Below are 19,526 nucleotides of genomic sequence, written 5' to 3' on the forward strand. Positions count from 1 at the left end.
TACTAATACCCGCGGAAAAAGTGCGGAACGATGCTTTGGATGAGCTTCACTGTAGTTGTTCCGTTTTTTCCTACGCCGTTAGCGAAGGCCGATGCGCCGCCGGTCACATTCAAAGTGCCGGAATAGGTTCCCGAATAGTAAATCGCGATGCGACCGCCACCACCACCAGCGCCACGAACATCACCTGGAGGTGGATTGCCAGAAGCCCCTTGGGCCACGATGCCGTCTGTCACTGAAACAACATTTTTAGTGTTGATCCAAATGCTACCGCCAGAACCGCCCCCGCACCCATTGTAACCCAGACTTTGACCGCCGGTCGCAGATAGCTGAGCACCTGAATTAATCGTCAAAGTGTTGGCGATGATGAAGCGAACAGCGCCTCCACCAATGCCGCCTTCGGCGATACCAGTGGTGCTGCAACCACCACCACCGGAACCAAGATCCGTCGGGTAGTCTTTGCTGCCATATGTAGTTCCTCCAGACAAACTACTATAGCTTTTACCACCAAGGCCGCCATAGCCGCCGCCACTGCCATAGGTGTTGTCAGTAAGGCCCTTGCCGGTGCCTGTGTTGGCGTCATTTCCTTCAATCGCTGTGACGATGGCTCCTGGTGCGAGTGTTACGTTATTATATGTATAAGTACCGTTTTGAATCGTGCTGGTCGTCGGAAATAGCAGATCATTGGTTGTTGTATTGATCACGACGGCTGATCCTGGCGCGATGCCTTCGGTATCACCGTAGGTGTTGGCGTTGACGGCAATGTTCAAAGTATTGCTAAAAGTAGTCGCGTAGTAGAGGGCAATGCGGCCACCGGATCCGACACCTCCATCTCCGCCACCGTATCCACCTCTTGCATAAATGTTGCCTGAACCAACAATGGAATTTGCGATGATCCAAATGCTCCCCCCAGATCCTCCGCCGGGATAAGTTGAGGCCCAATAGGGAGGGCCCCATCCGTCTGAAGTCAAACTTCCATCCACCGTCAAAGTTCCAGAAAGTATCAACTTGATCGACCCACTACCCCGGCCCCCCGGTGAAGTATCGCCATTACTAGCTTCTGCGTGTCCACCACCAGAGCCCATGGTGGCGGGTTGAAGCATGTTGCCGTAAGGCTGACTTCTAGGCGCATACCAAAAATTTCCGCGCCCCCCATGTGCCGCGCCTGTACCAGCCGGCGGGAAGCCTGCAGTGGTGGCATTTGTCGAGACATACACACCAGCGCCCGGACCTGTTTCAGCGACGTAACCATGTCCATCATTCCATAAGTAGCCGCTGCTGGTGATGGTGATGTTGCGAAAATTGTAAGTCCCGTTGGAAATGGTGGAGTTGTCGTTAATAAGCAAATCATTATTAACAGTGTCGATCCACCACAAGGATCCGACAGAGGCATCCCAGTAGCGATCCCCAGTGCCGCCTCTGCTTTGTATGTTGCCGCTAAATGTGGTCGTGGCATAGTGAATGGCAACTCGTCCGCCACCGCCCGAGCCTGTGGAGGTGTCGTCATAACCGTTGGCACCGTTGGCTCTAATGGTTCCATTGCCAGACAGGGTGTTAGTCACGATCCAAACACTTCCTCCGGCTCCGCTGCCACCGTTATCTGTCGTCGCCGCAATACCGTTCATGGAGATAGTACCGGTCACTGTCATTGTGCCAGAGACATTGAATTTGACAGCACCTCCGCCAGCCCCCGAACTATCACCGAAAGCACCCGGCGAGCCCAGTGTTGTAGGGCTTTGCGAGCTGCCGTAGGGTTGGCACATATCGACAACTCCATTACCCATGCCACCCAATCCACCATGGCAACCACCCCCATAATAGTCATTCCAGGGGACAGGGTAAACGATTCCAGGAGAGGTGCCTTGTGTGCCAGAGTATCCAGTGCCATCACCATTGACAGATCCAGCGACGGTGACCGTGGTGGCATTGATGATCACACCAGTGCCGGCCGTAGTGTCAGAAAGTATTTTTATGGTTCTGGTGGAATTCACGTTGAGTGTTTGAAAAGTATAAGTGCCTGGATTTAGATTCACCACTCCTGTGATGTTCACCGTACCCAGGGCCGTATAATCACCGGGATTCTGAGTGGAGTTTCCCCAGTTGATTGCCTGGGCATAGTTAATCGTGAACAGAGTCAAGGACACCACAGCAAAAACATTCAACGTGATTTTCATACCTAAATGTTATGCGAAGTGAATGGGCACTTAAATGGGGGAGCCCGACTCGATTGGAAATAAACTGTCCACATGAGTGCACGAAGTACTTTGAACTAGGGACAGCCATCCATCCATTGAGAGATGAACATACATTCAGTTAAACTGGGTTCAGATGAAGGCATGCAGCTGATTCTTCCTGCAGTGTAGATTTCGATGACACCGTCGGGACTGCTTGCCGCCATACCCATGTTCTTAAAAATCGCCACTAGAAGTTGGTTGTCCGCAGGAGCTTTAAGCGTTTCCCCATTTTGGGCAATACACTCCGTTGCCTGCTTCCATGGATCCACGGTGCATGTCACTTGTTCCAGCGATAAAATCGGATTTGCTGCGCCGGAAAACTTCTTAAGCAATGAATGAGTCGTTAAGGCATCGATTCCAGAATTGTAGCGAGATAGAGGGCACACCAGTGGGTTTGAAAGCGCGAGCGCGCGAAATTTCAGCAGGAGGCCTTCTGAGACGCTATAATTGATGTCTGGAATACGTGCCAAGCCCAGAATCTCATGAAGAATAAGCTGGCGTTTAGCATTCAACGGAAGCATCACCCAGTTGTTGGCGTTGATCTCAATGCGTTTTTGGTCAGGATAGTTGAAGGCATCAACGGTGCTATTGTCGAGAGTAAAATCGATGTTCGGTACGGTGATGGAAGCACTTTTGAAAACAACATGCAAAGAGGCGATGTCGATTGTCTGGTCCTGCACAACCACAGCGCGCGCTGGGAGCAAAACACTGAACAGCTCATTGCCAAGTCGATTAAACTCGGCCGTTGTTCCGTTGCCACCACCACGAGTGCCAAACGAAGTATCGTCAGCACGAAAACCACAGGCCAGGAATGAAATAAGTAGAAGCAGGGTGTACTTCATGATGGCACCTCATTGACTCGGAACAGTTGAATGCCCAAGTGATAAACATTTTTTTTGTGTTTTTGATTCGCAGCCAGGCGCACGATTTTAGAGAAGCATTCTTCCAGGATTTCATTGGCCTTGGCCAGATCTTTTTCGTCAAAGGCGAAGGTCTCTGAACCGACAAATTTTTCGTGGTTGCCTTGGTTTTCCAAAGCCTTCGATGCCTTTTGCAGCATCTGAGTGTGAAAGTGGCGCAGTGCCTGGTTTGGAATTGGCGAGGAAGTCATCACGGCGCTTTTGCTGGCGCGTAAGACGCCATTTTCGTCTTCTTTTAAAAGTTCCAGGCGGCGCAATCGTTCCAATGCATTGGTCACCATGGCCTTGGAAATACCCAAATATTTCGCAATGGAATCAATGCTCATGTCGTTGTGCGATGTATGGCTCATTTGCAAAATAGGTACGTGGTACCATTCTGCAATCATATTGAAAATATCGACGTCCAATTTCTGAGTTTGCGCCCGCGGAGCCAAATTCTGAATCTTCTCCAAAAGAAAGGTTCTTGCATCGTCATTCATGGCGGTTTCGTATTGGACCAGGGTCACAAAGTATTCGGTCGTTTTTTTGTCGAATTTTAGAGCCTTTGAAATATCCAAAGCGCTTTTAGGGGAAAGATTTCTTTTGCCATTCAGAATGGCCGACATCATGGACGGAGAGATTTTGAGCTGTCTTGCCATGGCTCTTTTGGAATAGTTGCTATTATTGGCAACGCGCTTTTCCAGCTCTTGAAGTAATAGGTCCCGATAGGATGTTTTAAGCATATCAGAGCGGTCTTTAGCACATTTTCTGGGGGATTCCACCGGTTGATCAAGGGCGTGTGGATTTTTCCATGCACACCTGTGCACAAGCTCCGGCATCAGCCAGTACTTGCAACAGAGAAAGATCCTTCTTCAGTTGGGGGCCCTTGAGATATGAACTCACCGCACAAGCTTTGCCGGTATTAAGGTCTTTAACCAGCTTAAGCAGATTGGCAGAGGAGCCTTCTAATAAAGCCCCACCGAAAGCAATATGGTGATTCTTTTTATTTACAAGACTTTGCTGCCACAGGATCAGGGACTTTTCGTGGCGCAATTGGATTTTTGATTTCACCGATATTTTTGCCGCATCAACAGGCATCGACTTAAAGCCCTGAAGCGAGATGTGCTTCATCCAATCTTGCAAAAGGGCATCTTGCAGCTCCAGAGGATTCATTTTTTGTAAAAGCTTAAGTGACTGAACGTAGGCCGGAGGAAGCTCGGTGACTTCGCCCGAGTTACCGTGCAAGGATTTAAAGGTCGTTGTCACCTGTGTGCCCGTCGCGCCCAGCTTGGTATGAAGGAGGTTCTTTAAGGAATCCGAAAACATGTCCTTATGCTGTTTGTCCACCCAAACACCCAGGGACCAGGTTGCACTGAAGGAGCCGTCAGATTCAGCGATATGCCACTCTGATGAAGGCCAGTAGGTCATGTCTCCAGGACCGACTTCCAAAAGCTGCGAGTGCTTTTTGTGCTTTTCATAATTGAAGGTGCGATCCAATTCCGGGTGCTTGTCACCGTACGCCGCACTCCACAGGCGGAATTTTTTTGTTCCAACCACAGGAAAGCTGAAAACTCCGCAGGAGTCCACGTGGACACCGAAAGGAGTTTTCTTATAGTTGCCAAGATAAAGGCCCATTTCAGAGAAACGATTGGGAAATCCTACATGGCGATACAGTTCGTCGGTGAATTCAGTCAGCAGATTTTGCTTTTTAAGATTCACTTGTAAAAGCTCGTCGCACACCAGGCAATAATCCGGGAACTGGGCATTCATGCGTTTGTGATAACCAGCAAGTGACTTGTCTGATTTCACGGGCAGCACATACAATACGTCCTCTGCTTCGGCCTTCACTCCATCCGTATAAAATTTGAAGCCCGCAGGGTCGTTCAATTCACGGCAGCGATCAGCAAATAAAACCAGCAGATCAAAGATTTCAGCGGCACTCATTTCCAAAAGACCCGATTTTACGTTTCGTAAAAGGAGGGGCTTTTTTTCCCAATGGTTTTTGGCGAAACTGCGCCATAATTTTTGATCAAGGAGAGCTGACTTCATGGGCGTGAGAGTCGTTTAGAATGATCTGTGAGTCAAATATTGTGCATCCCAGGGGGCATTCCTGTAAATTTACCAACCTGCCAGAGGGTGACAGATAACCCCTTGTGATGAGACGGGATTTAGCTTAAAAAGGGTTCCTCTGGAGACCCCCGATGAGCGATGCTGCCGTTACTTTTCAAGACGAGATTAAAACTATTGAGCTTAAGCGCGACGTTACCAAGCACTTAAAGCAGGGCCATCGTTGGATTTTTGCGAACTGTTTTGATGACAGCAAAGTTTTTAAGTCGGGGATTCACCTGTTGAATTTCAAGGGCGAAACCCTGGCTTTGGGGATCTGGCAAGGGGACACTCAGCTGCGCTTCCGCGTGCTGGTCTTGGCGGATGAGCCGATTTTTAGACGCAACAACATGAAGCGCACTCTGGAACTGTACTTTGAAAGTCAGTTCCGTAAAGCCGTAGAGATTCGTAGAACCTTCGACCTTGCGGTCACGAACTCCTTCCGTTTGATTAACGGGGAGGGGGATGGTCTACCAGGGCTTATCGTGGATATTTACAACGACACGGCGGTTATTAAGCATGACCACGCGGTCATGGAAAAAACCTGGCATGCGCCAGTGATCGCACAAAAGATCCAGGCCGCATTCCCACAGATCAAATGCGTTTATCTTAAGCGCCGCAATGATGCCGATGAAAAAGGCACGAATATCGTGGGCACTCTGGCTCCAGAGGTTCAGTTCCTGGAAAATGGAGTTCTGTTCGCCTCTAATATCCGCGATGCTGCAAAAACGGGCTTCTTCCTGGATCAACGTGACAACCGCAAGATGATCCAAAACTTTGCAAAAGATAAAACAGTTTTGAACCTGTTCAGCTATACCGGTGGGTTTTCAATTTTCGCAGCTAAAGGCGGCGCCAAGGAAGTCACCAGCGTGGATATCGCGAAGGTTGCCATTCAAGCCGTGGCTCGTAATTTCGAGATCAATGGCCTTGAAACGGTTCATCAAGATATCGCGACAGACGCCTTCGCTTACCTTGAACAATTGAATGCAGAAAAAAAGAAATACGATATCGTTATCACAGACCCTCCAAGCTTTGCACCGAATGAAAAGTCGGTGGAGCAGGCTACGGCGGCCTATGCCAAAGTGTTCTCGAACTCGATCAAGCTGGTGAACCCAGAGGGGCTTTTTGCCGCGAGCTCCTGTTCCAGCCATATCTCCTCCAAGGCATTTATGGAAATCTGTCAGGAAGCGTTCTCTCGCGCCCGTAAAAAGGCGACCCTGGTTTATATCGGTGGTCAACCGGTGGATCATCCTTACCCCTTGGCGATGGAAGAGCTTCGCTATTTGAAGTTCGCGTTGTTCCGTTTGGATTAATTTTTGAATTATTAGAGGCAGTTATTATGAAAACCATCGACAGTCTTCGTCAGGAAATTGACCAGGTTCATAAAGAAATGCATGCGCTGCTGGCGCGTCGTCGTGACTTAACCATGGCGATCTGGGAAATCAAAAAAGAGCAGAACCTTCCGTTCTTCAATGCTCAACGTGAAAATAAAATTATGGCAGACTTTGTAAATCTGGACGGTAAACAAGGTCAGGACCCCGAGTTCGATGCGCTGTTAAAGGGTGTGATGACTTCGGTCTTGCGCGAATACGAAAAGTACCTGAAATCCAAGCATTCTTAGTCTGATATACTCCGACGGAATCGGAGTATAAGACAGCCTACTTCTTTCTGCTTTGGTATTCTTTCTCTCTTTGGAAGTGGCTTTCTGATAAACCATAGCTTTCCACATTTCCCAGATCTTTGATCAATGCATCCAATTCTTTTTTGCCACTGATAAAGTCCACGTGCGCCTGGATCTTTTTGATCAGTTCAGCGCCACGCTCTTTCAGTGCTTCGTAACGGATGAAACCCAGACCATGGCTTTCCCATTCTTTCACATAGCGAGCCGCAGACTGTGAAGTTCCGTTGTACATCGTATTACGGCATTCCTGATCGGGCTTGATTTGATGCCAGTTACCGAATTGGTCCTTCAATTTTACGTCATGCTTTTCACAAGGCTTGCCGCAATCCTTAAAGCTTGAACCTTTGCTTAGGAAGGCTGCGAACACACAATGCTCCATATGGAAGCTTGGCATGTATTGGTAAGCCGTCACTTCAAAGCGATCCGCTTGACCGGCCTGGATCAACTCGCTGACCTGTACGTTGTTCAGGTCATACCCCAAACAAACGCTGGAAAGACCCTTATCGAGCAAATACTGTGCGGTTAGATGGTTCGCCACGTTCAAGCTAAAGTCTCCCAGGATTTCGCCCTGGTAGTTATTGGCTTGAAGGTATTGAACGGCGCCCAGATTTCTTGCCAAAATGGCGTCCGGGTTCATGCTCAATAGATGCTTCACATTGCGGTGTTCGTTCGGTTTCAAAATACGCGTCGTTGCGACGCCGACTTTAAGACCGGATTCTTTTAAAGTATTCAAGCTTGGCGCAAAATCCAAACCGAATTCAAAGTCTAAAATAGCCAAATTGATATCAGTTGTTTTTAGCTCACCATTTTTAATGGCGGCAGCGACATCGTCAGCCTGGCCTCTATCGCGAAGTAAAAGATTGAACTTAAGGCCCTGAGCCTTGCGGTCCGTGATCTTTTTGCCGGAAATCCAATTCATGACCTGGTCTTGCGGCGCCATCTTTGGAGCTGCGCCATTTTGAATACGCAGATCTGTCAATTCCTTGACCAATTTTTGGCGAAGCTCTTTGACTTGCTTGTTGGGCAGGAACAGGGGAGTTGTGGAATCAAGTTCAGATTCGAAACCTTCACCGCGGAAAGGACTGCCGGTCAGTGCGAAAAGTTCTTCACGCAAATCCAAAGAGTTAAGACCCTTGTTTTTAGCAGGCTCACAGATGTTTTCTGACGTCGCAACAACAGTGTATTTGCCGTCAGAGTATTGCACCGTCAAAGGTTTACCCAAGGATGCTTCAGCACGAACCGTGACAGGAAGACGTTTTTTACGTTGCTTGTCCTCGACACTCAATGAAACGTCTTTTTTAAGATCTTTATCATGGTTATAGAAGACGCGAGCGCCATTGTAATAACCTTCCAGCGAAATATCTCTGGAGAATTCCAAAGCAAAGCGACGAGGCGACAAAGCTTTGACACCGAAAACGAATCCGCCTTTTTCAGCGTCGGCTCCGCTACGGTCTTTATAAACCCACAAGATACCATCACCTGGCTGGATGAAATCTGCTTTTAAGCCTTGTTGGGCTTTGTCTTCAGTGATTTCAACCTCAAGGGAAGTTGGATTTACTTTGATAACTTTTCCGAATTCGAAACCACGATGAGCACTGAACGTGCCTTCAACCAGTTCCTGGTGATTTACACCGTGGAACCAACCGCTGTAAAAGCCGCGCGAGAATGCCGTGGCCATTTGTTTTTTCAAATGGATCGGGCTTTTCAAGGATTGGTTGTTTTGGGCAGAGGTGATGGCTTCATCAAAGCTGCGGGCCGCAGTGGCCACGTACTCAGGAGTTTTCAGACGGCCTTCGACCTTAAAGCAGTCAACGCCGGCTTCCAAAAGACTTGGAACTTCGTTGATACCGCAAAGGTCTTGCGGAGAAACCAGGAAGGACTTGCCACCCAAATCACGCTTTTCGCCATCGACATGCATTTCGTAGGTAAAGCGGCAGCTTTGCGCACACTGACCACGATTGGCGGAACGCCCACCGATGCCTTCAGAGGTAAAGCACTGGCCCGAGTAACTCACACACAAAGCACCATGAACGAAGACTTCGATTTCCTTCTGTGTGTTTTGTTTGATCGAGTGAATTTCTTTAAGGGAGTTTTCACGGGCCAAGACGAAACGTTGAATGCCCAAATCCTCCAACCAGTGGATGGCTTCAGCATTGGTCACACTCATTTGCGTCGAGCCATGAATACGTTGATCGGGTGCCATTTGGCGGATCAAGCGGATCAAACCCAAATCCTGAACGATGAAGGCATCAGGTTTTAGTGGCAGGATCTTTTCCAGAACTTCCACGGCACCGCGCAGTTCGTTTTGGAAAATCAGAATGTTAAATGCAAGGTTCACCTTCACGCCGTGGAGGTGGCAGGTGTCGATGATGTCCTTGACCTCTTCGATTTGGAAATCGTGACTTCTGCCGCGGGCATTAAAGCCCGGGACGCCCATAAAAATAGCATCAGCACCATTGTGAATGGCGGCCAATGCCATGTCCTTGGTACCAACAGGAAGAAGAAGTTCGGGGCGTTTTAAAGAAGGATTTTCCATGGGCGGTAATTTGCCAATAGGGGCCACTTTCCGCAAGGGGAATTTGCCGGTTCCTTAGGGAATCCGAATAAAGGCCTCTCATAGGGGAAAGATTGTCCATTTCCTCGACAGAGAGGGTGTTTTTTTCAGAGGCAACCGCGGTTCTGACAGTCGTTCAGATTTCCGCTTAGCATAAATCGAGACCCGTAAATTAGTTCGACACCCTGGATGTGCCCATTGCTAGTGTATAGCCTCTTGAGGCGGCATTTCCCTTGCTTATAAATTTTCGCATTCTTATTTTTGCGGGAGTAATCATGAATTTAACAAAGAAATTTATTCTGCCTTTGGGGCTGGCGTTGCTGGTCGGCGGGGGGATTCATTTCAAACAGACGGCTATTTCCATGGCGCCCACCGCAGCTATGCACAAACCTCGTAAAGCTGGTGTTACTCCAAAAGAGGCTCTATTCGAAAGAACGGTCATCAGGCCTCTGGCAGACAAGACTGAAAAATCGAAAACACGTCTGCAAAAATTAATGTCTCAAGAAACAGCGACTCTCTATTCAGTAAATATTGATTGGAAGTCCCGCGAGGCAGAACTTATTTCAGCGGCTCGTCAGCTTAAAAAAGACGAATTGATACAGCTGGGTGATATCGTGCTCAATCGCACTGGCCGCTCGGACGAAAAGACCGTGGCCTCCTACCTTTTGGCTATGGCGGGAGAGCCGGCTCGTCCGGTGCTGCGCAAGGTGGCAATCAGCCCTATTGAAACAAAATCTGACGGCGATCCCCATTCTGTTTTGGCGATGAAGAGAGCGGAGGAAGTGAACCTTCGTGCAAGTGCAATTGCGGCGATTGATGAATTAAGCAGGAAAAACCCTCAAGCTTCATTGCAGGATCTGGCAGCAATTAGAAGAGCTCAGAGTGATCCTTCGCTACAGCACATGGTAATGATCAGTCTGATTGGAATTGAACAAGGTCGTCCTGGCAAATTGAATCGTTGGCTGGAACAAGTGGCCGGCAATGGAGAAGCACAATGAAAATAGTTATGCCCCTTAGAATATTTGTTGCAGTTATTTTGAGTGTGCTCACTTTAGGTGCAAACGCCTTGGCAGCAGAGAAGGAATGCTTTAGCAAGGATAAAGCCGATGAGTTTGCGAATCAATTCTCCTTTTTTGGAGTTGATAGCTATGATCGATGTGATGATAACGACCGCGTAATTAAGATTTTTAAAGCCTTCGAATTTTTGCAAAATGTCGAAGGAACTCTGGAGATGGAGGGGGTTTTCGGTCAAAAGCTAGTGAAGGATAATCCATTTGCGTACTTTCAAAAAAGAGTAAAAGATATTCGTTTGGAAGACGAGTGTGATGGGGTTATGACTGCAGCTTATGTTTCTCCGATGTTTCTTGGTGAATCCATGTTTACCTGTCCTCATATGTTTAAGTTATCGACTGTGGAAATTGCAGCATTGCTTGTCCACGAGGCTCGTCATCTGGATGGGGATGAGTATAATCACAAGGCCTGCACGAATCCTCGTAGCGGTTTTACTGGAGAGTACGCTTGTGATGAAACCTTTTCTAATGTCGGTTCCTACGGTATTCAAGTTGCCTTTTTTAATAAAATATCAAAAGCCAATGTCAGTCCGGAAATTAAAAGAATAGGCAGGCTGTGGGCGACGACTTTTCTGGTAAGTCGATTTAATACATTGCCCGGGGATCTTAAACTGGGGGCCTTTTTAACAGACGCGAATAACAAAGTTTCCTTCTACAATGGGAAATCCTTATCGGACGTTCTGAAGATGAAAAAGGGCAACATTCTGGTGGATAATCTTGAATTAAAGATGGTGGTCTCGAAAAAAACAGCGGAAGTGACAACATATACCAATGGATTGAGCGAATATCAAAAGAAAGGTGAGGGTGGAGCCCGGGATTCGGAGTTTTTGGGAGGAGCCGAGAGAATTGCGACTGAGGGACGTTTTCATTGCGCCCTCTATGCTAGTTCAGTGAATTGTTATGCGCCGGGATTCGACGATGCTGTTGTCTCTTTTAAGAAAAACAAACCCCGCGGAATTTTCGCTTACTGGCTTGGTAACCAATACGAACTCATCATTGTTTTTCAAAATAAGAAAATGATGAAGCTTCCTTCGACGCTTGAAGAGATTCATGCTTCGACCGAGGACGATCTTGAAGTCATCGCTGAAAATACGGATATGGTGAAGATGCAAAACTGGATCGGTGAACGCCAAAGTTTAAACTTGTGGAGATCCGGCCAGATCACTTTTACGGATAGAATTAATAATAAAAATGAAGCGATCCTTCCCGGAAAGACCTTTATTGACATTATCGCACCAGTTCCCTGGTCCAAGTCGCTTCAGGCGCTTTAATGCGTGCGTAAACGGGCTCAAAAAAAACCCAGCTTTATCAGAGCTGGGTTTTTAATTTATTTAATTACATAAGTGCGAATCACCGCTTCCGATTCTTTAGCCAGCTTGTTTTCCGGCCAGCCATTTGTTTTCGCAGTGTCTTCCAGTGCGAAAAGCTTTTGCCAAAGGTCGCCCTCTGGATCTTTGAAGTTCAACTTCAATTTTGGATTTTCAGCGCGAACTTTCGCCCAGCTGGCGCGAATCACTTTCCAGCCGTCCTTGTGGTCATTCCACCAAGTGGCAGCAGCCTGGCATTTGGAATCATCAACGCGTTTGTAGATGTTCTCGCCACGCTCTTTCGTAAAGGCTGTCGCCGTTTCGCCGTTTAAGCGAAGCTTTTGACTGTCTTGTTCGTGGATCCAGCCGTCTTTAGTGATCATTTGACGATTACGACGTTCGATCACCTGATAGTCACTGCGTTTTGTGTATTCACGGCGAGGAAGCGGATTCCAGGAAGTGCATTCCCAGAACTTGCTTTCGCCAGTGCTTACCCACTTGGCCGCGCATTCATATCTTGGTGCATCGTCGACCTGAGTCACGCTTTGCAACCAGCGACCATCGGATTCTTCCACAGTCAGTGTTCTTTGGTGCCAAGTGTTGTTACCTTTGAACTCCAACGCGGAAGTTGGCTCATAAATCCATTCTTGACGCCAGTGTTTTAGAGTCATTTTTCCGTCTTTACCCACTAACAGGATGTGTTGCAAACCCACTTCTTTGTCAGCCTCTTGGTCGACAACGACGTATTCCAAAGCTTTGGAATGGTAAGGTGCAGTGGTTTTATAACCTTCAATCAGAGGGAATGTTTCAACGAAGTTGAAACTCACTTCAAAGCAACCTTGGAAAGATTTGATATTGGCTTTATCACTGGAAATATCGCTACCTTGGGCGGCGAAACTCGCAAGAGTCAAAAATGGAAGAACAAGTAGATGTCTCAATGGAAGCTCCTTTCATGGGTGTCGAAAGGCTAGCAGGAGACCTCGGCAATGAGTAATGTTTCAAGCGCAGTGAAAGGCAAGTGAAAACGGGAGCGTGTTTCCCCCTGTAAATGACAGGTTGCAGGTGTCGCCATTGCGCGGCGACATGACCTCGATAGAATGAATTGTGGTCGTTAGTTATTCAGAAATCTGGCGCGTTCCAAAACAACGAGTCCCTCAAGCTGTTTGTTCTTATAAACAGGAGCTAGGCAGCGAAGGCTCATGGTCATGGAGTACCTCTCCGCAGAACGAATCTCACGAAGCTCGTGGGTAGGCAGACCGGGTTCATATGCGCTTTGGATTTCACCCGAAATCACCTTGGCGACTTCGTCCAGAATCATCTGTGTGTGCTTTTCTTCCCTCTGAAAAAGGTTCCACCATTCAAAGGTGTATAGCTCCTCCAGTGTGTAAGAACAGAAATCAAAGAAAGTAAAGTTTCTGAAAAGCTGAATTTGATCCTTGGAATAAATCTCGACGATGTCGTCTTGGGTAAGAAAGCTAAAAAAGTCTTTGCAGGGTGCCAAGCCCAAATGACGAAATGCCCTCCAGGTGAAAGTGGGGCTGTCACTGATTTTATATCCATCGTTCAGTTGCCCTTGGCAAAGCTCCTGGTAAAAGCGCACCTGCTGAATGATGTGCAGCTTTTTCTCTGTTGGTAGTTTTGAGAAATGAGGAAGTCCTTCAACGAAAGGACGAACTGTTTTGCCTTCGCCCTTGAGCATCGCGGAGATGTTCAAGGCAATAGACTTAAATTCCTCTTGAAGCGTATTGTTGTCACTGCTGATTTTTATTGAATTTGCAGACATGATTGCCTCAATGGTTAAAATTCGTAAAAGGTGGATGTTACCAGGAACAATGTATTAGCTGTTTCTGGGGTGAAGTAAATTCCTACCGAAGGACGCGAGAACAACTCCTTGGGCCGGAAAATCGACCAGGCGAAACCAAAGCCAGAGCTCATCAATTCGTAAGCTGAGATCCCGGAGTTGCGTAAAAATCCATAACCCAAAGTCAGCCACTGCCGATCCTGGAAGTTCCATTGCACGTCGAGGCCCCATTCATGTTTTATTTCGTATGAGTAAATGAATGCAAAGGCGTCCTTTGAATCCAGGTAACCAGAGACGGAGGTCACAAAAGGGGAGATGATGAAATCAGAGTCAGGAATACGATAATTTACTCCCAGTTGTATCGATCTTAAGATCAGATCTGGTCTTTCAACAACCTGGGCGTTTTGCTTTATTTCAGTTTGAAAGCGAGCTTCGGTGAAGGACAAAGCCCAGTCCACCTGATCGCCCTTCCAGAAATTCAATTTGGCAGTGTAGTTGGAGCTGTTTTTATTCGTATAGAAAAGGGGAATCACGCCCATTTCAAAGCGAGGCAAGATCCCGATGCTCAGGGAGTTTGCCAGAAAGTCCGAGTTGATATTGGCGCCGCCGGTTTTTTGGAAAGCCACATGCCATTGCGGCAGTGTTCTTGCGGAAGCACTGGTGACTGGATTAAATTTATAAAGGCTTTCGGTCTTTTCTTCTGCATAAGCAGACAAGCCAAGACTTAAAATGAGCCCTACGATCAGCGTTTTCAGAATTCACCTCGTAAAGGCGAATGTAACACTTGTTAAGATTTGGTTTGTTTCAAACTGCTAATGTTGAAAGAAAACCATGAGTGTCTAGAGAGTCGACATACCCTTCAGGCGGGTGTCGATATGTTGCTCCTCAGTAGAGTGCAATGCTGACAACGTTTTTTTGTCAGCTTCGCAGGATCCGGTCTTCTAGTAAACCTCAGTGGTTTGTACCAATTTAACTACAAACTCAATGGCGTTCATATGACAGAAAGCCGTTGTGGATTTAGCCATTGTGCCGCCGTCGGTGTTATGGTGAGCATCGCAGCGTTCACTCATGGATACCAAAAGGGCCGAGTCTGCTTTGTCAGGGTTCATTTTGGCCAACTGAGTGTGGCAAACTTCGTACGCAGCTCCTGCCGTAAAGACGTCGACCATAGAGCCCCAGGCACAGGCTTTTGCCAATTCAACGGCCGAGTGGCAGTTGTTGGATTTTTCAATTAACTCTCGAAATACTTGTGGCGTATTCAAAATATCATTGCCTTGAGCATCAACGCATTCCTTGGCCATCGCCATAGAAGTGATGAGTAAAGCACTTAGTGTGATAAGGAGTCTGATAGCTTTCATGATTTCGTCCCTTTAATTATATAATATTGTTTATGACAAGAACGTGTTTAAAGGATTCTCGATTGGTTTGTATAATAAAATGATTAGAACGAATCCATCAGGAAATTAGAACTCATGGTCCGGATCGGGGCGGAAGTGTAGGTCCCGGATGATAGCCGAACAGATACTGAGTCTGTCTCTTTTTTGGTATAATTTTTCATATTCTCGAGTAAGAAACATCGCAATTGAGTCAAGTTGATCGAACAAAATTCGGTCAAAATGAGAAGTTGTGCCTTAGTTTCCTATCGAGATTTCCATCTATAACCGATAAGAAGTCATGATCTTCAGCTTGTTTGTTCGGTACGTTATCGTGATGTTTTTGGGATTGGTGCTTTCCAGTTGCACCCTGTCTTTGAAAATTAACGATAAGCTGGCTAGTTTAACGATTCCCACTCCTCAGGCGATCCTGTCCTCGGCAATAGCAGCGAACAATAATCAAACACAATGGCCTGTGACGGTTCATTTTAATACACCCATTGATGGTCTGGATCTTTCGGGTTTCGCCGTTCTTAACGGTACGGCCACTCAGCTGGTAAAAGTGACGGACACGGAATATACGATTGTTTTAGTTCCAACGGCTGAAGGAAATGTCAGCGTTCAATTAAATCAAGACTCAGTCGTAAACTCAGTGTTGGTACCGAATTCGGCTTCGAATCTGCTGCAATTTTATAACGATCGAACAAATCCTACGGCGACCATTTCTTATTCAGGCCTTGATCCTACAAAGGACACGCCCATCGTTTTCACTTTGACCTTTAGCGAGCCGGTGGATGGCCAACCTCAGCCTGGTGACTTCAATGTTACCGGTGGCACCGTAAGCCAAGTCTCGGGCTCCGGTTCGGTGTTTGCGTTCGAAGTGGTGCCTTCTGCCAACGGCACTGTTTCTGTCAGTTATCCGGCAGGAAAAATAATGGATCTGGCTACTAATTCAAATTCAGCGTCCAATTCAGTTTCAGTGGCTTTTAATAATGATCGTCCCGTGCCGGTACTCGCGAGCACGGCGGGGAGTGACGTTAATACTGCGATCAATGTGACGGTGACATTCAGTGCTGCGGTTACGGGTTTTACGGCCGCTGATCTTGAAGTGGAAAATGCGGTGGTAAGTAACTTTGCCGGAAGTGGAGATAGCTACTCATTTACTTTGGCGCCGATTGCTGAAGGGAACTTCAGAGTTCGTGCGGTTGAAAATGCGGCCGTGGATGCGGCAACGAATCTGTCTTTGGCTTCAGCATGGTTGCAAAAGAGGTATGATTCGGTTCGACCGACAGTAACATTATCAAGTCTTCCGACCTATCGGACGACGGCGGGATCCGTTTCGGTGACCGCGACTTTTTCGGAAGCTGTGGCAGGTTTTGATCTTTCAGACTTAACCTTAACCAATGCGACCGCATCCTTAAGTGGAAGTGGGACTACTTATACAATCACTCTGACACCTTCAGCTGAAGGGACCTTTGGTGTCAGTATTCCTGAGAATGCGGTGAGCGATACTGCAGGAAATGGCGTGCAAGGGCCAGTTGCTGTTTCCAGTATTCTTGATACCATTCAACCAACTGTTGTTGTTACCAGTGATGTTGGTCCGTATTCGTACACTTCTCCGATGAGTTTTACGGTGGTCTTCAGTGAACCTGTGACGGGTTTGGATCTTTCTGATTTCACTGTGGTGGGTGGAACCAATGCTCAGCTGGGAACTTTAGTGGGTTTTGGAACAACGTGGACTTTTCAAATGAGTCCGTCCGGTACGGGAACGAAGTCGATCACACTTCCAGCGATCAGAGTCAAAGATGCCGCAGGACTTGATAACGTTGTTTCAAATACGGAAACCTTTATATATGATACGACGGTGATACCGGTTGCATTTGTTCAAAAGGAACAGGTAGTTTCCGAGTCTGCGGTCGGCGTACAAAAGTTTCAGGTTCGTCTTGGTGGTACTAAACCTTACGACGTGACAATTAACTACCGTCTTGTTGGGAATGCCGTGAACGGCGTCGATCATGATTTACCGACCGAGGGAAGTATCACAATTCCGGCAAATTCTGCGAATCCGACGATCGTGGATATTCCTTTTAATCTGATCCATAATCCTGGATCCGAAAATAAGTATATGCAGATGAATCTGCATTACACCAGCAGTCCGTTGGTTCGATTTGGTGTGGACTATCAAAGTCGTTTGCATATCAGTGATACGGACAGTGTGCATGGTTCCGCCATTGAAATGGGGATGGGAAATAACAGTCGGTGTGTTATCATTAGTAACGGGAGACTGCGCTGTTGGGGGTCGAACTCAGGCGACGGGACAGATGATCAAGTCGTCTTGCCCAAAGACATAGACAGCGGTCATAGCTACTCAAAGGTGGCGACAGATTCCAATACAACCACAAGCTGTGCAATTCGCATTAATGGTGATTTGTATTGCTGGGGATCTAACAGTTTTTACCAACTGGGCAATGGCACCATTACGGCAAGTTATTCACCGACCTTCGTTGGTTCTGATTTCACGGATGTCGCACCGATTGGTCGGGCGGTTTGTGGAATCAAGCTGGGGGATATTTATTGTTGGGGATCTGAAACTCGCGGTGAACTTGCTAATGGAGCAGCCACATCAGCCGTCACAACTCCAACAAGTATGACTTCAACCCATGACTTTGTAGCCATCGCCGGAGGAAATTGGGCGGGCTGTGCATTGAACTCCGTTGGTGATCTGTATTGTTGGGGAGACGATACTTCCTATTTGCAAGGGAATGGGGCCACGACGGGGGAAGTGCTGGTTCCGACACTCGTTCCAACTGCAGTTAAGTTTAAAAGCTTGAGTATGTATGCAAGCCACGCCTGTGCGATTGACGTCAATGACTACTTGTACTGTTGGGGGACAAATGGTTCAGGAAATTTGGGTGACGGTACAACAACTAATAGCGATGTTCCGAAAGCAATCGATGCTGGGAATAAATACTTAAACGTTTCCGTCGGCAATGCTCATACCTGCGCGGTACGCATGACTTCCAACCAGGCAGTTTGTTGGGGTTCTAATAGAACGGGAAGCTCAGATGCCGGGGCATTAGGTGATGGCAGCAACTATAGCGTGGCGAATAAGCTGGTTCCGACTGTGGTGGGTGGAACATCCACCTATCTTAAGGTGAAAGCAGGGAATAACTATGCTTGCGGAATTACCACCGACCAAAGAATAAAATGCTGGGGATCCTTTGCGAGTTTGAGTGTCGGTGACGGTTTGGTAAATCTTCGAGATAATCCCGCTATGGCGGATAGTGGTCAGAACTATAAGCAGATCTCCTTCGGATCAACTTTGGCGTGTGGAATCGACTCATTCGATCGATTGAAGTGCTGGGGGAATGGAACGACAGCTTCAATAGGAGACGGGTCCTCGGGAGTCGGGGTTGTCCGGACTAGTCCAATCGTTTTGGATCGGGGATTAACATTTAAAATGGTTGCCGTAGGGAATATGTACGGCTGTGCGATCACTACCGATGATACAGTAAAATGTTGGGGCAGGAATGCTGACGGTGTCCTGGGCTTTACGGGTGTGTCATCATCGCCAACGCCAAGATTAGTGGACGGCGGAGCAAAGTATAAAAAAATTGTAGCTGGCGATTCATTGACTTGCGGAATCAGAATGGATGGAGTTTTGAAATGCTGGGGTTATAATTCCAACATGTGGCAGCTAGGGGATGGCGGCGTTATCTCTGGTTCGTGGGAGCCAAAGGTGATCGATCCCGGCGTGCGCTATCGGGACATTGGAGTTGCTCCCAAAGCCACCTACCATACATGTGGTGTCACCGAGGATAAAATATTGAAATGCTGGGGATCTAATAACTCATACCAGGCAGGTTTGGGAAGCATCACTCCGGATCGTTACAATACTCCGCAGGTGGTCAGTGCAACCGATTTATATACATCAGTTTCGGTTGGTGGTGACTTTGCCTGTGCAATACGTGATGGTTCCAATAGCTTGTATTGCTGGGGTAATTCCGCTGGATATAAAACCGGGCTGAATTCTACAACCGTGAAAATGATACCGACATTGGTTGATGATACTGCACAGTACACCTCGCTTAGAATTGGCGAGAATGGTGGATGTGGATTTACTAATGCGGGAGTAAAATGCTGGGGTGATGCATACAGCTCATTCGCGCGTTTGATTCACCGAACATCCGCGACCAGAATTCCAACTTTGATTCCGAATGCAACAGATTATAAGGATCTCTCATTTAACAATGTCGGTACTGCTGTTTCCGGATGTCTGTTGAAGAATGATTCCACAATGTGGTGTTTGGGGCCTAATACAAATGGTTTGTTGGCAAGTGCGTCTGTTTTTCAGTCTTGGCTTATTCCGGTGGATGTCACTACATGGGTTGTGCCTTAGATCATTCAGCACTTAAACTGCCATTTAACCAACCTAACTTCTCTCATCTTATTGTCACTTAATGTGGTTCCTGAGTATTGAATTGCAGACTCCAAATCGCCTCGC

General features: G+C 47.3%; 14 protein-coding genes. 5 read left to right on the forward strand and 9 right to left on the reverse strand.

Annotated features, from left to right (window positions below):
* Nucleotides 1–2 precede the first annotated feature (2 nt).
* The 4 genes from ACLVWR_RS12480 to ACLVWR_RS12495 form a co-directional block, all read right to left on the reverse strand.
* The gene (locus ACLVWR_RS12480; RefSeq protein ID WP_413580978.1) at nucleotides 3–2,171 is read right to left on the reverse strand and encodes a hypothetical protein; all 2,169 of its coding nucleotides are present in this window, start codon (nucleotides 2,169–2,171) and stop codon (nucleotides 3–5) included.
* A gap of 95 nt (nucleotides 2,172–2,266) precedes the next feature.
* On the reverse strand, nucleotides 2,267–3,073 hold the full coding sequence (locus ACLVWR_RS12485; RefSeq protein WP_413580979.1) for a hypothetical protein: 807 nt from the start codon (nucleotides 3,071–3,073) through the stop codon (nucleotides 2,267–2,269).
* Entirely contained in the window at nucleotides 3,070–3,873 is an 804-nt protein-coding gene (locus ACLVWR_RS12490) for a TIGR02147 family protein (protein ID WP_413580980.1), read from the reverse strand. The genes ACLVWR_RS12485 and ACLVWR_RS12490 overlap by 4 nt, the downstream gene beginning before the upstream one ends.
* 46 nt (nucleotides 3,874–3,919) lie before the next feature.
* Nucleotides 3,920–5,179 (reverse strand): JmjC domain-containing protein, encoded by a 1,260-nt coding sequence (locus ACLVWR_RS12495; RefSeq protein WP_413580981.1) that lies wholly within the window; start codon nucleotides 5,177–5,179, stop codon nucleotides 3,920–3,922.
* A 152-nt stretch (nucleotides 5,180–5,331) separates the two neighbouring features.
* Here ACLVWR_RS12495 and ACLVWR_RS12500 point away from each other — a divergent pair, with 152 nt between their 5' ends.
* On the forward strand, nucleotides 5,332–6,549 hold the full coding sequence (locus tag ACLVWR_RS12500) for a class I SAM-dependent rRNA methyltransferase (RefSeq protein ID WP_413580982.1): 1,218 nt from the start codon (nucleotides 5,332–5,334) through the stop codon (nucleotides 6,547–6,549).
* Nucleotides 6,550–6,575: 26 nt separating this feature from the next.
* Entirely contained in the window at nucleotides 6,576–6,857 is a 282-nt protein-coding gene (locus ACLVWR_RS12505) for a chorismate mutase (RefSeq protein WP_413580983.1), read from the forward strand.
* 37 nt (nucleotides 6,858–6,894) lie between these two features.
* Here the strand turns inward: ACLVWR_RS12505 and ACLVWR_RS12510 are convergent, their stop codons facing one another.
* Nucleotides 6,895–9,453, reverse strand: coding sequence for a DUF3656 domain-containing U32 family peptidase (locus ACLVWR_RS12510; RefSeq protein WP_413580984.1), 2,559 nt, complete (start codon nucleotides 9,451–9,453; stop codon nucleotides 6,895–6,897).
* A 293-nt stretch (nucleotides 9,454–9,746) separates the two neighbouring features.
* On the opposite strand from ACLVWR_RS12510, the gene ACLVWR_RS12515 reads away from it, so the two are divergent.
* Both ACLVWR_RS12515 and ACLVWR_RS12520 read left to right on the forward strand, forming a co-directional pair.
* On the forward strand, nucleotides 9,747–10,469 hold the full coding sequence (locus ACLVWR_RS12515) for a hypothetical protein (protein WP_413580985.1): 723 nt from the start codon (nucleotides 9,747–9,749) through the stop codon (nucleotides 10,467–10,469).
* The gene (locus ACLVWR_RS12520) at nucleotides 10,466–11,812 is read left to right on the forward strand and encodes a hypothetical protein (protein ID WP_413580986.1); all 1,347 of its coding nucleotides are present in this window, start codon (nucleotides 10,466–10,468) and stop codon (nucleotides 11,810–11,812) included. The genes ACLVWR_RS12515 and ACLVWR_RS12520 overlap by 4 nt, the downstream gene beginning before the upstream one ends.
* 56 nt (nucleotides 11,813–11,868) lie before the next feature.
* Here ACLVWR_RS12520 and ACLVWR_RS12525 read toward each other — a convergent pair whose 3' ends face one another.
* The 4 genes from ACLVWR_RS12525 to ACLVWR_RS12540 form a co-directional block, all read right to left on the reverse strand.
* Nucleotides 11,869–12,786 carry a DUF6607 family protein gene (locus tag ACLVWR_RS12525; RefSeq protein ID WP_413580987.1) on the reverse strand — a complete coding sequence of 306 codons (918 nt, stop codon included), beginning with the start codon at nucleotides 12,784–12,786 and terminating at the stop codon, nucleotides 11,869–11,871.
* A 173-nt stretch (nucleotides 12,787–12,959) separates the two neighbouring features.
* Entirely contained in the window at nucleotides 12,960–13,631 is a 672-nt protein-coding gene (locus ACLVWR_RS12530; protein ID WP_413580988.1) for a hypothetical protein, read from the reverse strand.
* 14 nt (nucleotides 13,632–13,645) lie between these two features.
* Complete coding sequence (locus ACLVWR_RS12535) at nucleotides 13,646–14,365, reverse strand: hypothetical protein (protein WP_413580989.1); 720 nt, start codon at nucleotides 14,363–14,365, stop codon at nucleotides 13,646–13,648.
* Between the two features lie 225 nt (nucleotides 14,366–14,590).
* Nucleotides 14,591–15,007 (reverse strand): hypothetical protein, encoded by a 417-nt coding sequence (locus tag ACLVWR_RS12540; RefSeq protein WP_413580990.1) that lies wholly within the window; start codon nucleotides 15,005–15,007, stop codon nucleotides 14,591–14,593.
* Between the two features lie 316 nt (nucleotides 15,008–15,323).
* Here ACLVWR_RS12540 and ACLVWR_RS12545 point away from each other — a divergent pair, with 316 nt between their 5' ends.
* A complete protein-coding gene (locus ACLVWR_RS12545) occupies nucleotides 15,324–19,421 on the forward strand; it encodes an Ig-like domain-containing protein (protein ID WP_413580991.1) in 4,098 nt (1,365 codons plus the stop codon).
* Nucleotides 19,422–19,526: the final 105 nt, after the last annotated feature.

The organism is Bdellovibrio sp. HCB288 (assembly GCF_047305935.1).
In the GTDB taxonomy this organism is placed as follows: Bacteria; Bdellovibrionota; Bdellovibrionia; order Bdellovibrionales; family Bdellovibrionaceae; genus Bdellovibrio.